The sequence below is a fragment of the Flavobacterium sp. KY-23415 genome (assembly GCF_055384985.1).
The window spans coordinates 924,975-944,813 of sequence record NZ_AP044001.1 but is presented as its reverse complement, the minus strand read 5'-3'; the positions used below and the strand labels follow the sequence as shown (position 1 = coordinate 944,813).

General features: G+C 30.6%; 10 protein-coding genes. 9 read left to right on the top strand and 1 reads right to left on the bottom strand.

Annotated features, from left to right (window positions below; genetic code table 11):
• Positions 1-76: 76 nt before the first annotated feature.
• The 9 genes from ACZ49Z_RS04380 (at position 77) to ACZ49Z_RS04340 (ending at position 18,043) form a co-directional block, all read left to right on the top strand.
• A complete protein-coding gene (locus ACZ49Z_RS04380; protein WP_464308043.1) occupies positions 77-448 on the top strand; it encodes a BlaI/MecI/CopY family transcriptional regulator in 372 nt (123 codons plus the stop codon).
• Positions 445-1,833, top strand: coding sequence for a M56 family metallopeptidase (locus ACZ49Z_RS04375; protein WP_464306978.1), 1,389 nt, complete (start codon positions 445-447; stop codon positions 1,831-1,833). Before ACZ49Z_RS04380 ends, ACZ49Z_RS04375 begins: the two co-directional genes overlap by 4 nt.
• Positions 1,834-2,005: 172 nt before the next feature.
• Positions 2,006-3,106 (top strand): DUF4407 domain-containing protein, encoded by a 1,101-nt coding sequence (locus ACZ49Z_RS04370; RefSeq protein WP_464306977.1) that lies wholly within the window; start codon positions 2,006-2,008, stop codon positions 3,104-3,106.
• Positions 3,107-3,211: 105 nt separating this feature from the next.
• Positions 3,212-3,652, top strand: a complete 441-nt coding sequence (locus ACZ49Z_RS04365; RefSeq protein WP_464306976.1) for a nucleoside deaminase — start codon at positions 3,212-3,214, stop codon at positions 3,650-3,652.
• A gap of 89 nt (positions 3,653-3,741) precedes the next feature.
• Positions 3,742-9,249: an alpha-2-macroglobulin family protein gene (locus ACZ49Z_RS04360; protein ID WP_464306975.1), complete on the top strand. Its 5,508-nt coding sequence runs from the start codon at positions 3,742-3,744 to the stop codon at positions 9,247-9,249.
• Complete coding sequence (gene pbpC / locus ACZ49Z_RS04355; RefSeq protein ID WP_464306974.1) at positions 9,225-11,633, top strand: penicillin-binding protein 1C; 2,409 nt, start codon at positions 9,225-9,227, stop codon at positions 11,631-11,633. The genes ACZ49Z_RS04360 and pbpC overlap by 25 nt, the downstream gene beginning before the upstream one ends.
• Positions 11,634-11,877: 244 nt before the next feature.
• Entirely contained in the window at positions 11,878-14,739 is a 2,862-nt protein-coding gene (locus ACZ49Z_RS04350) for a sensor histidine kinase (RefSeq protein ID WP_464306973.1), read from the top strand.
• A gap of 4 nt (positions 14,740-14,743) precedes the next feature.
• Complete coding sequence (locus ACZ49Z_RS04345) at positions 14,744-15,496, top strand: LytR/AlgR family response regulator transcription factor (protein WP_464306972.1); 753 nt, start codon at positions 14,744-14,746, stop codon at positions 15,494-15,496.
• Positions 15,497-15,589: 93 nt separating this feature from the next.
• Positions 15,590-18,043: a LamG-like jellyroll fold domain-containing protein gene (locus ACZ49Z_RS04340; protein ID WP_464306971.1), complete on the top strand. Its 2,454-nt coding sequence runs from the start codon at positions 15,590-15,592 to the stop codon at positions 18,041-18,043.
• 74 nt (positions 18,044-18,117) lie between these two features.
• Here the strand turns inward: ACZ49Z_RS04340 and ACZ49Z_RS04335 are convergent, their stop codons facing one another.
• Positions 18,118-19,668 (bottom strand): Rne/Rng family ribonuclease, encoded by a 1,551-nt coding sequence (locus ACZ49Z_RS04335; protein WP_464306970.1) that lies wholly within the window; start codon positions 19,666-19,668, stop codon positions 18,118-18,120.
• Between the last annotated feature and the right edge of the window lie 171 nt (positions 19,669-19,839).

Genomic DNA, 19,839 nt, shown 5'->3' with positions numbered 1-19,839 from the left:
TTTGTTAAATTTCACTTCTACATTTGTAGAATTTATTTTTTATTCTACATTTGTAGAAATGATTAAAAATAAACAAATGAGATTGTCTAATACCGAAGAACAATTAATGGAGCATTTATGGAAACTCGAAAAAGCTTTCATGAAAGATTTGTTAGACGCATATCCTGACCCTAAACCAGCAACTACAACAATTGCGACCTTATTAAAGCGAATGACAGATAAAAAGTTTATTGGTTATAATATATTGGGTAATTCACGTGAATATTATCCATTAGTTAAAAAGTCAGATTATTTCTCAAAACATGTTAATGGTTTGATTAAAAACTTCTTTAATGATTCTGCTTCTCAGTTCGCTTCATTTTTTACAAAAGCAACAAACTTGTCTGAAAAGGAATTAAAAGAATTGAAAAAAATAATTGATATGGAGCTTCAAAAAAAGAATAAATGACAAATTTCCTTGTAGAATCAACCATTAGTTTAATCGCATTATTGTTTTTCTACTATTTATTATTAGAAAATGAAAAGATGCATCATTTCAAACGTTTTTATTTGCTGTTTGCCGTTTTATTTTCATTGGTAGTCCCATTTATTACCATAGAAGTAGTTAAAGAAATTGAAACGGTATTCATACCAATAAATTATACAGAAGAAATTAAATCTGATTCAATAATTCTAAAAGAAGAGACGATAAATTATAATTATATCTTTTTTTGGTGTTTATACATTTTAGTTTTACTAATTTTATTACTAAGGTTTTTGAAAAATATATATTCTTTCAAGAAGATTATTCAAAATAATGAAAAAGTGAGTTGTAAAAATGCAACTTTAGTTTTGATGGAAGAAAAGATAATTCCCCACACGTTTTTAAATTATATTTTTATTAATAAAGAATCTTATTTAAATAGAACTATTGAAAAAGAGTTATATTATCACGAATTAATACACGTAAAACAAAAACATACTTATGATATTTTAGGTATTGAATTTCTTAAAATTATTTTTTGGTTTAATCCGATGTTTTATTTCTACAAAAAAGCTATTCAACTAAACCATGAATTTATTGCAGATGAAAATGTAATAAAAACATATAAAAATGTTACGTTTTATCAATCTTTATTATTGAATGTAAATGACAACACAGCATATTACTTGGCCAGTAATTTTAATTATTTAGTAACCAAAAAACGTCTAATTATGATGACAAAAATCACATCTAAAAAAAATGTAGTTTTAAAGAAAATGGCAATTACACCTTTGATTTTGGGATTAGTATTTTTTTTATGTTTTAAAACAACCTTAGCTCAAGAAAAAAATAAAACAAAAAATGAGTTTTCAAATAATAAAGTAGAGAATGTAACTGCAAAGGAATATTACTCAAAAACTGATTTGGAAGAATATTATAAAAAAACAATTTTTATTATAAAAAATAAAGAAAAAGATATTATAAAAGAATGTAGTTTTTCTGAATTGACCGAGAATGATAAGAAAACATTAGATTTCTATTATAGAATCGCTATGAAACCAGTTCTAAAAGAGAAGCTATCTCTTACTCAATTTAATGATTATAAAAATTCAAAGAAATTTGCAATTTGGATTGATGGAAAACATGTTAAGAATTCAAAGTTAAATGAATTTAGTGAGAGAGATTTTGTTTGTTTTTATAACAGTTTTGTATATAAAAATGCAAGAAGTAAAAAATTTCCACAAGAATACCAAGTAAATTTATATACTGAAGACGGGTTTGAGAAAGCTTTTTCAAAAAAAGACAAAATTGCACAACCTGCTATTACTTTGCTTAAAAATGGAGATTCTATAAAAGGAATTGTTTTTTAAAAAAAAATAAAAATAAAATTTAAAAAAGCTTTATTACTATAAAATGTGATAAAGCTTTTTTAAATTATGTTAATTATCACTAATTTAAAACAATAAGTAACATTTGGTGTTATATTTGTACTAATCATCAATCAATCATACTGAATCTGTTTCAGTAAAAAAATCAATCATCATGATAAAACATTTTTTTATTCTTTGTTCTGGAGCCGACAAGGATTTAATCCAATCATGTTCTAATGGAGAACAAAACAAATATGCAGGTATTGGAGCTACAGTTTTTTTTACAGCAGTAATGGCTTTCATCGCGGCAAGTTATGCATTATATACTGTTTTTGATAATATTTATTTAGCCACTGCTTTTGGTTTAGTTTGGGGTTTGCTAATCTTTAATCTTGATCGATTTATTGTTTCTACGATAAAGAAAAGGGATAATTTTAAAAGTGAATTGGTGCAAGCTTCTCCAAGAATTTTATTAGCAATAATTATTGCGATTGTTATTTCGAAACCCTTAGAAATTAAAATTTTTGAGAAGGAAATAAATACAGTTTTATTAAAAGAAAAGAATGCAATGGCATTGAATAATAAGAAAGAAGTGGCAAATTATTTCCAAACAGATTTAGATAAAAATAAAGCTCAAATTGATAGCTTAAAATCTGATATTTTAAAAAAGGAAAAAGAGGTTAATGATTTGTATGCGGTCTATATAACAGAGGCAGAAGGAACTTCAGGAACAAAGAAATTGGGTAAAGGGCCTGTTTATAAAGAAAAACGAGATAAGCACGATGCTGCATTAAAAGATCTAGCCTTGTTAAAAGAAACTAACTTAGCAAAGATTGCAGATTTAGAAATAAAAGCGAAAGCTTTGCAAACTGACTTAGATAAAAAAGTTTTAGAAACTCAACCCATTATTGAAGGTTTTGACGGTTTAATGGCAAGAATTAATGCACTAGATAAACTGCCGTGGTTGCCTTCTTTTTTTATAATGCTTCTTTTTTTAGCAATAGAAACTTCCCCCATTATTGCTAAGTTATTATCTCCAAAAGGGGAATATGATTTTAAGATTGAAGATTCTGAAATGGCACTATTGAATATGTTGTCGCAAAATAAGCACCAAAGTAATCTTCAACTGAAAACTGATGCAACTATTTATGATAGAATTTATGATGATATAAAAGAAGATAAAGAATTATATAATTATAAAAAACAAAAAGCAATTGAATTATTAAGATTGCAAGCAGATGGGTTTGTAGAGAAGCAAAAAAAAGCATTATGATAATTTGAATCTAAATTGTAAAGAAGAAAACTATTTCACTAAAGCTGGAATGGTTTTTTTTTATGAAGAATAAGAAGCAAGCTAGATAATTAATAATTTTGAAAAATGGAAAACATTTTTACCGATGAGTACTTTATGAAGAAAGCTCTTTTTGAAGCTGAAGCAGCATTTGAAAAAGGAGAAATTCCTGTTGGAGCCCTTGTTGTAGTCAATAATAAAATAATAGCAAGAAGTCATAATTTAACAGAAATGCTAAATGACGTAACAGCTCATGCAGAAATGCAAGCTATCACAAGTGCAGCAAATTATTTAGGTGGTAAATATTTAAAAGATTGTACATTATATGTAACTCTGGAACCTTGCCAAATGTGTGCAGGAGCTTTATATTGGAGTCAAATTTCTAAGATAGTTTATGGTGCCTCAGACGAGAGTAGAGGATTTCTTGCAATGGGAACGAAATTACATCCAAAAACAAAAGTGATTTCTGGTGTTTTAGAAAAAGAATGTGCATTGTTAATGAAAGCATTCTTTAGAATGAAGCGTTAAAAAAAGCATTATAGTATTAAAAAATAATAGTATCTTTAAGGAATATTTGTACAAAAGTATATTCTGTATTTCATTTTAATTTTGCCAATATGAAAATTTTTCGCTATTTAAAAAATATTTTAATTTTAGTTCTAATTGTATCTTGTTCAAAAGATAGTAAGGATTTTAATTCTGATTATTCTCTTTTTAAAGAGTATATATTAAACTTCAGTTCGGGATTAATTTCTGCAAAAAGCGACGTTCGAGTGGTTTTAGCTTTCGATAATGCTGATTGGGCAGCAAAAAAAGAATTAGACGAAGATTTGTTTAGTATTAGTCCAAGCGTAGATGGTAAAGTTGTTGCGCTCTCTACCAATACTTTAGCATTTGTTCCTGCAAAACCTTTGGAATCAAATAAAGAATATCAGGTAACATTGCATCTTTCAGAGATTAATGATGTTCCGAAAAAATTGAAAGAATTTAACTTTACTATAAAAACAATAAAACAAGATTTTATTGTTTCAACTCTAGATTTACAATCCTATAGTAAAGATTATTCCTATTTAAATGGAGTAATTTCGACTAGTGATGCTTTAGATATAGGGATAGCTCAAAAATTAGTGACTGTTGATCAAAACGGGAAAAAATTAAAGGTGAAAATCGATAAGAGCTTAAGTAATGAAAAAGAATTTAAATTTGTTATTGATAGTATTCAGCGTTTTGTTGATGATAGTAAAATAACGATTCAATGGGATGGCTCTAGTTCAGGAATTGAACAAAAAGGGGAGTTAGAATATGAAATTCCAGGAAAAAATAATTTTAAAGTAATAAGTGCTGAAGTTCAGGAAGATAATAATCAAGTGTTGTTGTTGAATTTTTCAGACCCTTTAAAGAAAGGACAAGATTTAAATGGGTTGGTTGCAGTTGAATCTGCAAATGATTTAAAGTTTTCTACTGCTGGAAATTTATTAAAAGTCTATTTTTCTGAGTCTTTAAAAGGAGAACTATTAGTTGAAGTTTTTCAAGGAATACAAAGTGAAGATGGATTTAAAATGAAAGAAAACTTTTCTCAAAAAATTTCTTTTGAACAAATAAAACCTGCCATTCGATTTATAAAAAGTGGTACTATTTTGCCTAGTTCAAATAATCTTAAAATTAATTTCGAAGCGGTGAATCTTAAAGCAATTGATGTGAAAATTTATAAGATTCACAAGAATAATATATTGCAATTTCTTCAGGATAATCAAATAAATGGAAATCAAAATTTAAGAAAAGTGGCCACTCCAATTGCAAAACAAAAAGTGGTTCTCAAAAAGAACAATCTATTTAATTATAGCAAGTGGGGAGCTTATGCCTTAGATTTATCTAAAATTATTAATCCAGAACCTGGGGCAATTTATAGAGTCGAAATAGATTTTAAAAAGAAATATTCACTATACAAATGCCCTGCGTCTAGTAGCGATGAAATTGATAACGAAGAAGAGGAAAGTTTAGACGATGAAGAAGTGCGAAGTAATGACGGATACTATTATGATGATTACTATTATTATGACGATTATAATTGGCAAGAAAGAGAAGACCCATGTACCAATTCATACTATTATAGAACCACAATTGCAACAAATGTTATCGCAACCGATTTAGGTGTTATAGCAAAAAGAGGAGAAAATGGTTCCTATTTCTTTGCGGTTAATGATATTGTTACCACTAATACAGTGTCTGATGCTACTATCGATTTATATGATTTTCAACAGCAGAAATTGGCAACAACAAAAACCAATGCAGAAGGGGTTGCAACTATAGATGTTAAAAAATACGCCTATTTTGCAATAGTATCAAAAGACAATAATACTACCTACGTTCGTTTAGACGAAGGGCAATCGTTATCTGTAAGTAATTTTGAGGTAAGTGGAGAAGTGCTTCAAAAAGGGCTAAAAGGATATATATATGGGGAAAGAGGTGTTTGGAGACCTGGAGACACCTTGCATCTAGCATTTATGTTAAATGATAACGAAAGTAAACTTGAAAAGACACATCCAATAAAACTAAAACTTTCTGATCCAAGAGGAAAGTTAATGTATCAATCTGTTCAAAAATATAAAGAAAGCAATCATTATGTATTTACTATAAATACTAAAGAAACTGACATTACCGGTAATTGGGAAGCTAAAGTTTCTGTAGGAGGGGCGAATTTCTTTAAATCGATTAAGATTGAAACAGTTAAACCCAATCGGTTAAAAATTAAGAATAGTTTTGCTGATGCAGAGATTTCTGGGAATAATACGAACAGAGGAAAGGTAGAGGTAAATTGGCTTCACGGTGCTATAGCAAAGAATTTAAAAGTTGAAATGCAAGCAAAATTCATGCAACAACAAACTACTTTTAAAGGATTTAGTAAATATGATTTTGATGATGATGTTAGAAAATTTTATACAGAAGAAGTGAATGTGTTTTCTGGGAAGCTTGATGATAATGGAAAAACAGATGTTAATTTAACTCCAGAGGTGAGCAACCAAGCTCCTGGGAAGTTAAAAATTGTCATGCAAACAAAAGCCTACGAGAATGGTGGTGACTTTAGTACTGATGTTGTAACGGCAAGTTTCTCTCCATATAAAACTTATGTTGGATTAAAAAGCCCTGAGCCTAATAAGTATGGAATGTTAGAAACTGATAAAATGAACCGTTTTGATGTAGTTACACTTTCAGAAAATAGCAAACCAAAATCGGTTCGTAATCTAAAAGTATATGTTTATAAAGTAGAATGGAGATGGTGGTGGAATTCAGATGGAGATGATTTAGCAAGATATAATTCAGATAATGTCACGTCGGCTTATAAGCAATATAGTATTTCCACAAATAGTTCAGGAAAAGGAAGTTTCCAATTTTCTGTACCCGAAGGAGATTGGGGCCGTTACCTAATTAGAGTGGTAGATCCAAACGATGGTCACGCTACGAGTATTACATCGATAATTGATTGGCCTTATTGGTCTGGTAAAACAAAATCAGGAGACGGAACAACAGCGAATATGTTGGTTTTTGCTTCAGATAAAGAAAAATATAATGTTGGAGAAAAAGCAATCGTTTCCTTTCCTTCAACTGCTGGAGGGAGAGCATTAATATCTTTAGAAAATGGTTCAAAAGTTGTAAAAACTGTATGGACAAATACAATAAAAGGAGAAACAAAAGTAGAAATACCTGTAACGTCAGATATGGCTCCTAATGTGTACGTAAACATTACATTGTTAAAACCTCATGCTAGTACAATAAGTGATACTCCAATTAGAATGTATGGAATTATTCCAATTGAAGTAATTGATAAGAACACGGTATTAGAACCTAAAGTAACTATGCCAAGTGTGCTTCGTCCTGAACAAAAAGCTACAATTAAGGTTAGTGAGAAAAACGGTAAAGAAATGACCTATACCATTGCAATTGTTGATGAAGGTTTGCTCGATTTAACTCGATTTAAAACTCCAAATGCTTGGGATAAGTTTTATTCTAAACAAGCATTAGGAGTTAAAACTTGGGATGTTTATGATGATGTTATTGGAGCATATGGTGGAAAAATAAATCAAATTTTCAGTATAGGTGGAGATGAAGATTTGGGTGGAAGTAATGCTAAAAAAGCCAATCGTTTTAAACCTGTAGTCATTTACCTTGGTCCATTTAAATTGGAGAAAGGACAAACAAAATCGCACACTATCAATATGCCAAACTATGTGGGTTCGGTACGAACAATGGTTGTTGCAGGAGAGCTGAAAAACAATGCCTATGGAAGTACAGAGGTTACAACACCAGTAAGAAATCCATTGATGGTTTTAGCATCAGTGCCAAGAAAAATTTCACCAAATGAAAAAATAACCTTACCAGTTACTGTTTTTGCAATGGAGAAAAATATCAAGAATGTTACGGTTCAGGTAAAAACAAATAATGGAATAAGAATTTTAGAATCGTCTAAGAAGCAAGTAACCTTCAGTTCACCAGATGAAAAAATGATCTATTTTAATTTGGAAGTAGGAGATGTAACAGGACTTGGGAAAATAGAGGTAATTGCAACTTCTGGTTCGGAAAAAGCTTCTTTTCCTGTAGAAATAGATATTGTGAATCCAAATCCTGAAACAACTGACTTTGTTGATATAGTATTAGAACCAAATTCAACCAAATCCATCAATTGGACAACGTTTGGAATGAACGGAACGAATAAAGCACAATTGGAAATTTCGTCATTCCCAACAATCGATTTTAATAGAAGATTGAAATACTTAATTCAATATCCTCATGGTTGTGTTGAGCAAACAACCTCAAGTGTTTTTCCTCAATTATATTTGGCAGATGTTGTTGCCATTGATGATGCAAAAAAACAGCAAATCCAGAAAAATGTAAACAACGGAATTCAAAGATTGAATACTTTTCAAACCTCAAGTGGAGGATTGTCATATTGGCAAGGAAATGTATATTCAGATGATTGGGGAACTTCCTATGCAGGACATTTCATGATTGAAGCAGAGAAAAAAGGATATGTTTTGCCTTCAGGTTTTAAACAAAAATGGTTGTCCTATCAAAAAAATCAATCTAAACAATGGAGGTTTAATGGAAGTTATCAAAATGATTTTGCACAAGCCTATCGTTTATATACATTAGCCTTAGCAGGTTCGGCAGATTTAGGTTCTATGAATCGATTAAGAGAAACAGTTGGAATTTCAGACGAAACGAAGTTACGTCTTGCTGCTGCATACGCAGTTATAGGTCAAAAAAATGCTGCTTTAAAAATAATTAACTCGGTTTCATCTTTTGATTATAATTCTAGAAAATATTATTACTATGGATCGGAGGATAGAAGCAAGGCAATGCTTCTTGAAACCTATTTGTTAATAGATGATAAAACAAAAGCATTTCAGTTGGCAAATAAATTGGCAAAAACACTATCTTCAAATCAATACATGAGCACACAAACAACAGCTTACTCTTTATATGCAATGTCAAAATTTGCTGTTAAAAATGGTGGAAAAGGAGTGAATACACAAATTAGTTTTAACGGGAAAACTGAAAATTTAGCAACTCAAAAATCAATTATAGACAAAGACTTGTCTGTGAAAAAAGGAAGCTATTCGGTAACAGTTAAAAATAATAATAGTAATACGCTTTATGTGAGAGTTTTGAATAGTGGAGTACTTCCAGTTGGAGAAGAAAAAGAATTGTTTAAAAACTTATCATTAGTTACAACTTATAAAGCAAAAACTGGGGCGTCAATAAATTTATCTGCCGTGCAGCAAGGAACAGAGATTGTGGCTCAGGTAGTCATTAGAAATACTTCTAATGAAAGAATCGAAAATGTTGCCTTAACGCAAATTGTGCCTTCTGGATTTGAAATTATGAATTCCAGATTTACAGACTTCGGTAGCTATGCCGAAAATAAAGCAGATTATATAGATATTCGAGACGATAGAACAAATATGTATTTTGATTTAAAGGCTGGAGAAACAAAAGTATTTACATTTCTATTAAATGCTTCTTATTTGGGAGATTATTATTTACCTGGTATTCAATGTGAGGCAATGTATGATGATAATTATGTGGCAAGAGATAAAGGGCAATGGATAAGAATTATAAAAGAGTAAAGCTTTTTAGTTTTAATAGTTTTCAAAAACTTTTTAAATCTTTAATCGTTTTTTTTAAAAAACATAAAATCAAGACAACCATAGGTGCTATACTTATGGTTGTTTATTATTTTTCACTCCCCAAAACGCTTTTTAACTCCAATTATACAACAGTAATTGAAAGTGCTGAAGGGCAATTTATTGGGGCGAAAATTGCAGATGATGGACAGTGGAGGTTTCCAGAAAGTGACAGCCTTCCGAAAAAATTTGAAAAATGCATATTAGCTTTTGAAGACCAGCATTTTTATTATCATTTTGGTTTTAATCCCGTGTCTATGTATCATGCTTTTTTGCAAAATAGAAAAGCGAATAAAGTAGTTAGAGGGGGCAGCACATTAACACAACAGGTTATTCGATTGCATAGAGAAGGGAAAAAACGCTCCTATTTTGAAAAAATAATTGAAATAATTTTAGCAACAAGACTTGAGTTTCGTTATTCAAAAGAAAAAATTCTAAAACTCTATGCAGCTCATGCCCCATATGGGAGTAACGTTGTCGGTTTGGAAATGGCTTCTTGGCGGTATTTTGGATTAAAACCACATCAATTGTCTTGGGCTGAAACAGCTACTTTGGCTGTTTTGCCAAATGCACCAAGTTTAATATATCCAGGTAAAAATCAGCAATTGTTATTAGATAAACGAAATAGATTACTCAAAAAATTGTATTTAGATAAAACTATCGACAAAGATACTTACGAGCTTTCATTGTTAGAATTATTACCAGAGAAACCTTTTGCTGTACCTCAAACCGCACCTCATTTGTTGCAGAAAATAGCTAAAGAAAATAACGGAAAAAAAGTTAAGACTACAATTAAAATTGAAATTCAAGAGCGAGTAAATGAAATTGTTAGTCAATATTATAATTTGTATAAACAAAATCAAGTATATAATATTGCTGTTTTGGTTGTAGATGTGAAAACGAGAAATATAATTTCATACGTTGGGAATAGTCCAACAGATAAAAATCATCAAAAAGATGTCGATGTGATTGAAGCTCCAAGAAGTACAGGTAGTATTTTAAAACCTTTGCTTTATGCTTCAATGTTAGACGAAGGTGAGATACTTCCAAATACATTAATCCCAGATATTCCTACTCAAATTTCTGGATATGCTCCTCAAAATTATGATTTTAGTTTTGATGGAGCCGTTCCTGCAAGTAGCGCGTTATCAAGGTCGTTGAACATACCTTCTGTTTTGATGTTGCAGCAATATTCAGTCACTAAATTTTATGAACAGCTCCAGAAACTTAAATTCCGAGATGTGAATCGTCATCCTTCAAATTATGGTCTTTCGTTAATTCTTGGAGGAGCAGAAACAAACCTATGGGATCTTTGCCGTTCCTATGCCTATATGTCTGCAACATTGACTAATTATACGAACACTCAAGACGAATTTAGAAGTAATGAATTAGCTAATTTAAATTATGATAATGCTTTTGTAACCAATTTTGGAAAACCAAAGAGAGAAAAAAATGTGTTTAGTGCGGGAGCCATTTGGTACACTTTTAATGCAATGAAGGAAGTGAACCGACCTGAAGGGGATGAAGCTTGGCGATTTTATGATTCTTCGCTTAAGATTGCTTGGAAAACAGGAACAAGTTTTGGAGGAAGAGATGCTTGGGCAGTTGGAGCTACAAAAGAGTATGTAGTTGGTGTTTGGGTGGGTAATGCAACAGGAGAAGGAAGACCTTTACTGACAGGAGTAGAAAGTGCTGCTCCAATTTTATTTGATGTTTTTAGATTATTTCCAAAGACGAGTTGGTTTCAAGCTCCGTATAATGATTTAGAAGAAAAATTAATTTGCAAACAATCAGGTCATTTAGCACAGGAAAATTGTGATGCACAGTTGCAATGGATTCCTAAGAGCAATAGAAAAACAGAAAATTGCCCGTATCATGTTTTAATTCATCTGGATAAAAACCAACAATTTAGAGTAAATAGTACTTGCGAAAATATAAGCGATATGATTACAAAATCTTGGTTTGTATTGCCACCTGTAATGGAAATGTATTATAAAAGTAAACATGTGAACTATTTGCCGTTGCCAAATTATAAACAAGGATGCAATGGGGTCAATGAAGAAACAAAGATGGGGTTTATATATCCTAATTCAGGTGCAAAAATTATTCTGACTAAGAATTTTGAAGGGGAAGTGCAACCCGTAGTTTTTAAAGTTGCTCATGCTAATTCGGAAGCTGAGGTTTTTTGGTATTTAAATGATAAATATTTAGGAAGTACAAAAACATTCCATGAAAAACAAATTATAGCTTCAACAGGGACTTATATTGTTACTGTAGTTGATGAATTTGGTAATGAAATTAAAAGGAAGATTAGTATTGAGAAATAGATTTGCTTGTCTCATTTTTTTTAAAACTTTTCAGCCAATTCAAACAGTGTTTCGTTAGGTGTTTTATAGATTGAATAGTTATTCATATTCGTTAATGTTTTATCTAAAACAAAAGTAACGGATTTAGCAAGTCAAAAACGATTTTCAGAAATACTATAGTACTATCTCATTTCAAAACTCTATTTTTGAATACTTGAAAACAGGGTTTACATATCGGTTTTTTTTATTTTTTATAGCTAACTTCTTGTTTGCTCAAGACCCTATTGCAATAAAGTTAACCGAAAAAGAAGGATTGCCAGATGTAGAATTTTATGATATTATAGAAGATGCAAAAGGATATATCTGGTTAGCTGCTGATAAGGGTTTGTATCGCTTTGACGGAAAGGAATATGTCTTGTTTACGCACCCAGAGAAAAGAGGCTTTTCGGTTTTTGGGTTGAAATTCGATTCTAAAAATAGATTATGGTGTAATACCATATCGGGGCAATTCTTTTTTTTGGAGGATCAAAAGATGCATCTCTTTTTAGATTTAAAAAATGAATTGAAAGGGGAATTGGCTGAATTTTTTTTTCTTGACGAAAACTTATATGTTTTTTCAACATATACTATTTTTTCTTTTAATATGAAAACCAAAGTGAGAAGGGAAATTAATTTGCCTGTTTCTTTGAAATCTAGTATTATTAGGTCTCCATATCTGGTGAAAGATAGTATTCGATTCACAGCTAATGATTTTATTTGTTCGCTCTCAAAATCAAATTTGGTAACCATTAAAAAGCCAAAACTAGCAGTATTTGGAAATAGGATTTTTCCAAAATTCTTTAATTTTCAAGACAATCAATTTTTATTGCTAAATGATAATTTGAAAAATGAAAATTATTTCTTTAAGTTAAATAACGAGCAACTTCAAAAAATTTCATTTCCAGAAGTGTTACAACATGTTAGAATTATTAAAGTGATATCATATCAAAAGAAACTATGGTTTTGCACATCTAACGGTATCATCATTGCAACCTTTAACGGAGAAAATATTGAATTACAAGATGTTTTTTTAAAAAATAACTTTATAACGAATGCTATTTTTGATAAAAATGGATCAGTATGGGTTTCCACTTTAAATAATGGAGTCTATATCATACCCAATTTGCAAATCAAATCCTATGAACAAGTTGTAACAGATGAGTTAATCTCTGCATCAATAAAAATAACACCATACGAAATAGTTATAGGAACTACGAAAGGTAATGTTTTTATTTTCAATTTAATTACAGGTAAAAAAGAGAATATAGAAATAGAGAACGAGAGAAAAATTGCCTCATTACTCTATTTTTCTGCACAAAAAAAATTATTAATTAGCGTTGAAAATGATTCGTATGTCTATGATTTATATCGACATGAACTTATAAAATCTTTCGGATTTACGAATGCAAAAGATATAAAACAAATTAAAGGTTCCAATAAGTTCATCTATGCTGGTTTTGATAGGGCTACCGTTAATGAATTTGTGAATCAAAAATTGAAGGAGGTTAAATTATTAAATGATCATAGAGCCTATTATTCTTTTTATGATGAAAAAAAGGGAGAAATATACATATCTTTTGTAGATGAGGTTGTTTGCTATGATAAAATGTTTCAATCCACAACATTGAAATATAAAAACCAAAGTATTACAGCTAAAGACATTTGTCAAACAAAAGATCAAACGATTTGGATAAGCACTTTTACAGAAGGAGTTTTAGGTTTTAAGAACCATAAGCTTGTGGCTACAATTGACAAAGCTCAGGGATTACATTCGAATGTTATTCAAAGAATTGAAAGTGATGGAGAAGATTTATGGATTATTACTGATAAAGGAATACAAAAATATAATTCCATAAGTAAAAAAATGAATTCAAACCCAATCAATACCTCCCATATTGAAAAAAACATAAAGAATATCATTATAAATCCTAAAAGTATTTTGTTTATTAGTTCTCAAAATATTTATGAAATTGATAAAGCAATTCAAACTAAAAAATACCACCCGAATAATATTATACTTTCCTCCATTTCTATAAATGAGAAAGATACTATTCTGCAAGAAAGATATAATTTGCCCTATCATAAAAATAGAATTCAATTCACTTTTCATACCAATGGATATTATCCCGAGAGAGAATTACAATTCTATTATAAATTAGAAGGTTTTAGTAATGAATGGATTCCTGTTGATTCAAAGACAGATAAAGTGAGCTTTGCCAGTTTGCCTCCCAAATCATATATATTTCAAATAAAAGCAGAAACTTCCAGTAAGAACCCTTTCTTTTCAAATAAAATTCATTTTCAAATTCAACACCCGTTTTGGAAAAGATGGTGGTTTTTGTTGCTTGTTTTTTTGTCGCTTTTTGGTGTTATTGTGTTGTTTTACAGGAACAAATTGGCCATACAAGAAAAAGAAAAAGAATTGGCTTTAAAAAAAGCAAATTTTGAAAGCGAGTTAGCTATCCTAAAATTAGAAAATTTAAAATCACAAATGAATCCACATTTCATTTTTAACGCTTTAAATTCCATACAAGAATATATCATTTTGAATCAAAGGCAACTAGCTAGTTCATATTTGGCAAAATTTGCCGATTTAATTCGTGCTTATTTAGAGCACAGTTCTAAAGGGTATATTTCTTTAAAAGAGGAGATTGAATGTTTAAATACCTATTTAGAACTAGAAAAGTTGCGATTTGAAGATAAGTTTAATTATTTCATTCAGAATAATGTTCAAAATGTAGATATAAAAATTCCTACGATGCTCATTCAGCCCTATGTAGAGAATGCAATTAAACACGGTTTATTGCACAAAAAGGATAATAGAGTTCTAAAAATAAATTTTGTAAAGTTGCCTCAAGAACAAACGATTCAGTGTGTCATTATAGATAATGGAATTGGAAGGGAAAAAGCAGCTCAGCTAAGAAATAAAAAACATAGTTCTTTTGCAACAAGAGCCAATCAAAATAGATTAGAGCTATTGAATTTTGGTAAAGAAAAGAAGATAGGAGTTGCTATTGATGATTTAAAAAACGAAAACAATAAAACAAATGGAACGCAAGTAACTTTGCTAATTCCTATAATGGGGTAAAAAAATGAAAGTAATAATAATTGATGATGAGCCAAAAGCGAGGAATCTTTTGGAAATTTTAATTAAAGAGAATACAACAAAAATTGATCGTATTTTTCAAGCAGAAGACTTGCTCTCTGGAGTGCAACTAATAAAAGAAGAACAGCCACAAATTGTATTTTTAGATATTGAAATGCCTGAGCATTCGGGTTTGGAAATATTAGATTTTGTAAATAAGGAAGAAGTAAATTTTGAAATCATTTTTACAACTGCTTATAGTGAGTTTGCCGTCAAAGCGTTTCAACTAGCTGCCATAGATTATTTATTAAAACCTTTGAGAGCCGAAACTGTAAAAGAAGCTATAGAAAAAGCGATTCATCAAATTGGTAAATCCGAAATAAGTGTCAAACTAGAAGAATTAAAAAAGAGTTTAAAATCGGCTAATTTCAATAAAATCGGACTGCCTTTTGCAGATGGTTTCAAGTTTGTGAACTTTGATGCTATTATTTTATTCGAAGCCGATGGAATGTACACTAAAGTGAGCACAATTAATGAGGCTGAAATTTTAGTTTGTAAACCGTTACGTCATTTTGTAGACGCCCTACATCATATTCCCAATTTTTATAAACCGCATCGTTCCTATTTGATAAATTTAAAATTTATAAAAGAATATATAAAAAAAGATGGAGGTTATATTGTTATGGATAATGATGTTTCTGTTTCTATAGCCAACGATAAAAAGGAAGAGTTTTTAACCATCGTTCAAAATATTGGCTAATAGCTTTAGCAAGTCAAATCTCATTTTCAGAAAGTCATTTTAGAATGGCTTTTTTTTATTCCCAATTTTGTAGCAATAAAAAACACTATAATCATGAAAAAATTACTACTATTTATTTTTTTACCAATCTTTGCAATGGCTCAAATTCCAACTAATGGATTATTGGCTCAATATGGATTTGACAATGGAAGTTTAGTTGATGGAGCTAACGGCATCAACTTTGCACAAACAGGAAGCGCATTAATTGCAGTTGATGATCGATTTCATACTGCATCTCAGGCAATACAGTTAAATGGCGATCATTTAAGCAGAGCAGATATAGATTATGCATCTACTTATGACGATTTTTCAATAAGTTTTTGGGTAAAGACAGCGACTAATACGACTGATACAAAAACTATCTTTTTCGATTATGGAGGTACTTTCCCAGTAGGGTATCACATTTATCTTAAAGACGGTAAAATTACCTTAACTCATACTGCATCTCTAGGTTCTAGCTACAAAACTTCTACAGCTCAATCCAATTTCATTGCAGATGGTAATTGGCATAATGTGATTGCGGTGTTAGATCAATGTGTCGCTAAGGTCTATATTGATGGACAATTAGAAGCGACAGGTGTAAATAATAATCCTCAATTTTATCTCAATCGATTAATTGATAGCGTTGGGAGTTTTGTAGTATCAAATAATCGTAATTATAATTTGGGTTCTATTAATAAATATGAAGATATTTTAGATGATATTTTAATTTATAATAGGGTTTTAACAACGACAGATATTGCAAGCATTGTAACAGAAAATAGTTATTGTTTCGCACCTAGTAATACATTATTGTCTGTAAATGGCATTACAGAAACGACAGCTTCAATCACCTTGAACGCAACAGCAAGTGGAACATTTGAATATGTAGTAGTGCAGAAAGGACAACCCATTAATACGGGGCAAATTTTTTCAATAGCGGCTGGAGCAACTGTTCCTTTAACGGGATTGTCGTCTTCAACAAGTTATGAGTTCTTCCTAAGAAAAGAATGTACTGCAAGTTTTGATTCTGATTGGTCGTCGGCTTTTAATTTCAGAACTAAAGGGACTATCTATGTTAATGCAAATGCTAGTGGAGCTAATATAGGTTCGGATTGGGCAAATGCTTACAACTCTCTTCAAGATGCATTAATAGCAACTAATGAGAATGAAGAAATTTGGGTTGCAGCTGGTGTCTATGTGCCAAGTATCGACAAAAGAGAGGCTACTTTTGCAATAAATAAAGAAGCGATTAAATTGTATGGTGGTTTTGTAGGAACCGAAATAAATAGAAGTGAAAGAGATGTTTTGGCTAATGAAACTATTTTGTCGGGTGATTTACAGAACAATGATAACGCAACAATAGATTTTGTAAATACCACTAGAAACGATAATTCCTATAATATTATAACTATTAATGCAAATAATACTGAAATAAATGGTTTTACTATAGCAAACGGACATGCTAATGGTACAGTAATAGAGAAAAAATTAGGTGCGGCTATCTATAAAACACCTTCAGTTGGTAATTTAGAAATAAAAAATTGTACTTTCAGAAATAATGTTGCTCATGAGGGAGCTTCGGCTATTTTTTCTAGATTTAGTTCTAATGGAACTTTAAGAATACATAATACTATTTTTTCTAATAATGTTTCAAAATTTGGAACATGCATATATAGTTATACTGATAATAATATTAATGCAACTATAGAAATTGTAAGTTCACTTTTTAATAATAACACAGCAAAGGACAATGCCTCTTCATTGGGATATGCAGGAAGTGCTGGGTGGTTTAGAGCCTATGGAACGTCTTCTGTGCTGAATATTTCTTTAATTAATAATACCTATTATGGAAATATAGATACAGGAACATGGTCTGGATTAAATAATTTTAATAGATGTACAGTTGGATTAGGATATGCGAGTGGTGTCCTTAATGCAACTGTTGCCAATAGTATTTTTTGGAACAATACTACCGCAGGAGGAGCTACGGCTAAATCAATTGCACAAGTAGTAGATAATTTAGGTCAAAATATTACGGTTAAAAACGCAACTAGTCCAGACAGTTTTTCAAATGTGCCAAGTGGGAGCGTAACAAATGTTTTAAACAGCAACCCATTATTTGTAGATGCACTAAACGGAGATTTTACATTAAATAATAATTCGCCAGCTATTGATTCTGGTGATAATGCAAGTGTGATAGGGACTACAGATTTATTAGGGAATCAAAGAATTTTTAATACAACAGTGGATAGAGGCGTATATGAATTTGGCTCTACCGTTTTAGGGAATGCCTCTTTTCAAAACTTTACTAATTTTCAAATCTATCCTAATCCTGTTATAAATAGTATAAATGTTGTGACCCCAGAGGGAATAACTTCGTTAGAAATTTATACTTTAGAAGGGAAATTGGTGCTAAAAACCAATGAGGATAAAATAGATGTAAGTGATTTGCAAAATGGATTATATCTTATAAAAGTAACTTCAAATCAGAATGAAGTAGGTGTGAAGAAATTTATTAAAGAATAAATAAGATATTTAAAAACAAAAAAAACCGCTAATCAGTAAAGTTTAGCGGTTTTTGTCTTTACACTTGTTGAGTGTTATTTAATTTGATTACCTTGTTTATCATAGAAATGATATTCAAGATACGTGTAAGCGTCACGAGGTATAATTTTCACCCATTTTTTATGTTCAAAAAACCATTTTGAACGTATTGATGGAAAACCTTTCTCAAGGTATGCTGCCACAAAAGGATGTGCGTTTAACACTACTTTTTTATGGACTTTTAAAATTCTTTCTAGGTCAGCCGTTATTTTGTCAATAATTAATATAGGAGCTTCAATTTCACCATTTTCATTAGGATCTTCTTCTCTTGTTTTAATATTAACTTCGGGTCTAACACGTTGTCTAGTAATTTGAATTAATCCAAATTTGCTAGGAGGCAAGATTTTGTGCTTGGCCTTATCGTCACTCATCTCATCTCTTAAGAAATCATATAATTTTTTTCTGTTTTCGGCATTTTGCATGTCGATAAAATCGATAACAATAATACCTCCCATGTCACGCAAACGTAATTGTCTTGCTATTTCCCCAGCAGCAATTAAGTTTACTTCTAGTGCAGTATCTTCTTGGCTTAATGCTTTGTTTGAACGGTTTCCGCTATTCACATCAATAACATGTAGCGCTTCTGTGTGTTCAATAATCAAATAAGCACCTTTGCTCATGGATACAGTTTTTCCAAAGGAAGTTTTAATTTGTCTTTCTATATGATATTTCTCAAAAAGGGGAAGATCTTTAGATTGATAGTGTTTTACGATAGACACTTTGTCTGGAGCTATTTCTTGCAAATAGTCCTTTGTTTGAATAAATAATTCTTCATCATCTATATGAATACTTGTAAAAGTATCATTAAAAACATCTCTTAGAATAGAAGAGGCTTTGTTTAGCTCTCCTAATACTTTAGAGGGATGATGAGCGGTTTGTAGCCTTTTACACATGGCAGACCATCTGTCTAATAATAGTTGTAGGTCTTTGTCTAGTTCAGCTACTTTTTTGCCTTCAGCTACTGTTCTCACAATAACTCCAAAACCTTTTGGTTTAATAGATTGAACCAATCTTTTTAGTCGGTCTTTTTCTTCTTTAGACTCAATTTTTTGAGAAATTGAAACACGGTCTGAAAAAGGGACTAAAACGACATATCTTCCTGCTAAGGAAATTTCAGAACTAATTCTGGGACCTTTGGTAGAAATGGGTTCTTTAACTATTTGTACTAAAACCGATTGATTGGCACTAAGAATATCAGTAATAACGCCATCTTTATTGATTTCAGCTTCAAAAGGAAAGTTTTTGAGTGAATAATCTTTTAGTTTACCTGCGCTTACAAGTTTAATAAATTTTAACAATGAAGGTAGATTAGGGCCTAAATCGTGATAATGTAAAAAAGCATCTTTTTCGTAACCTAGGTTCACGAATGCAGCATTCAATCCTGCAACTGGCTTTCTTATCTTGGCAATAAAAATATCGCCCACACTAAAATTGTTTCCTTTCTCTTCTTCTTTGTGTAATTCTATTAGTTTTCCATCTTTTAATAAGGCAAAATCTACTGCTTCTGAACCCGATCTAATAATTAACTCTTTGTTCACGCTGTACATTTTTATCTATACTGTATAGTGATTAGTGATTAGCCATTAGTAATTAATCAAAAATATAATTGTCAATTACTAGTTGCTAGTTGCTAATTACTGTTTTAGTACAGATGGATTAAACAATATTTTACAGGTATTTTACCCGATAATCAGTGAAATTACTGATTAATTTCAAAG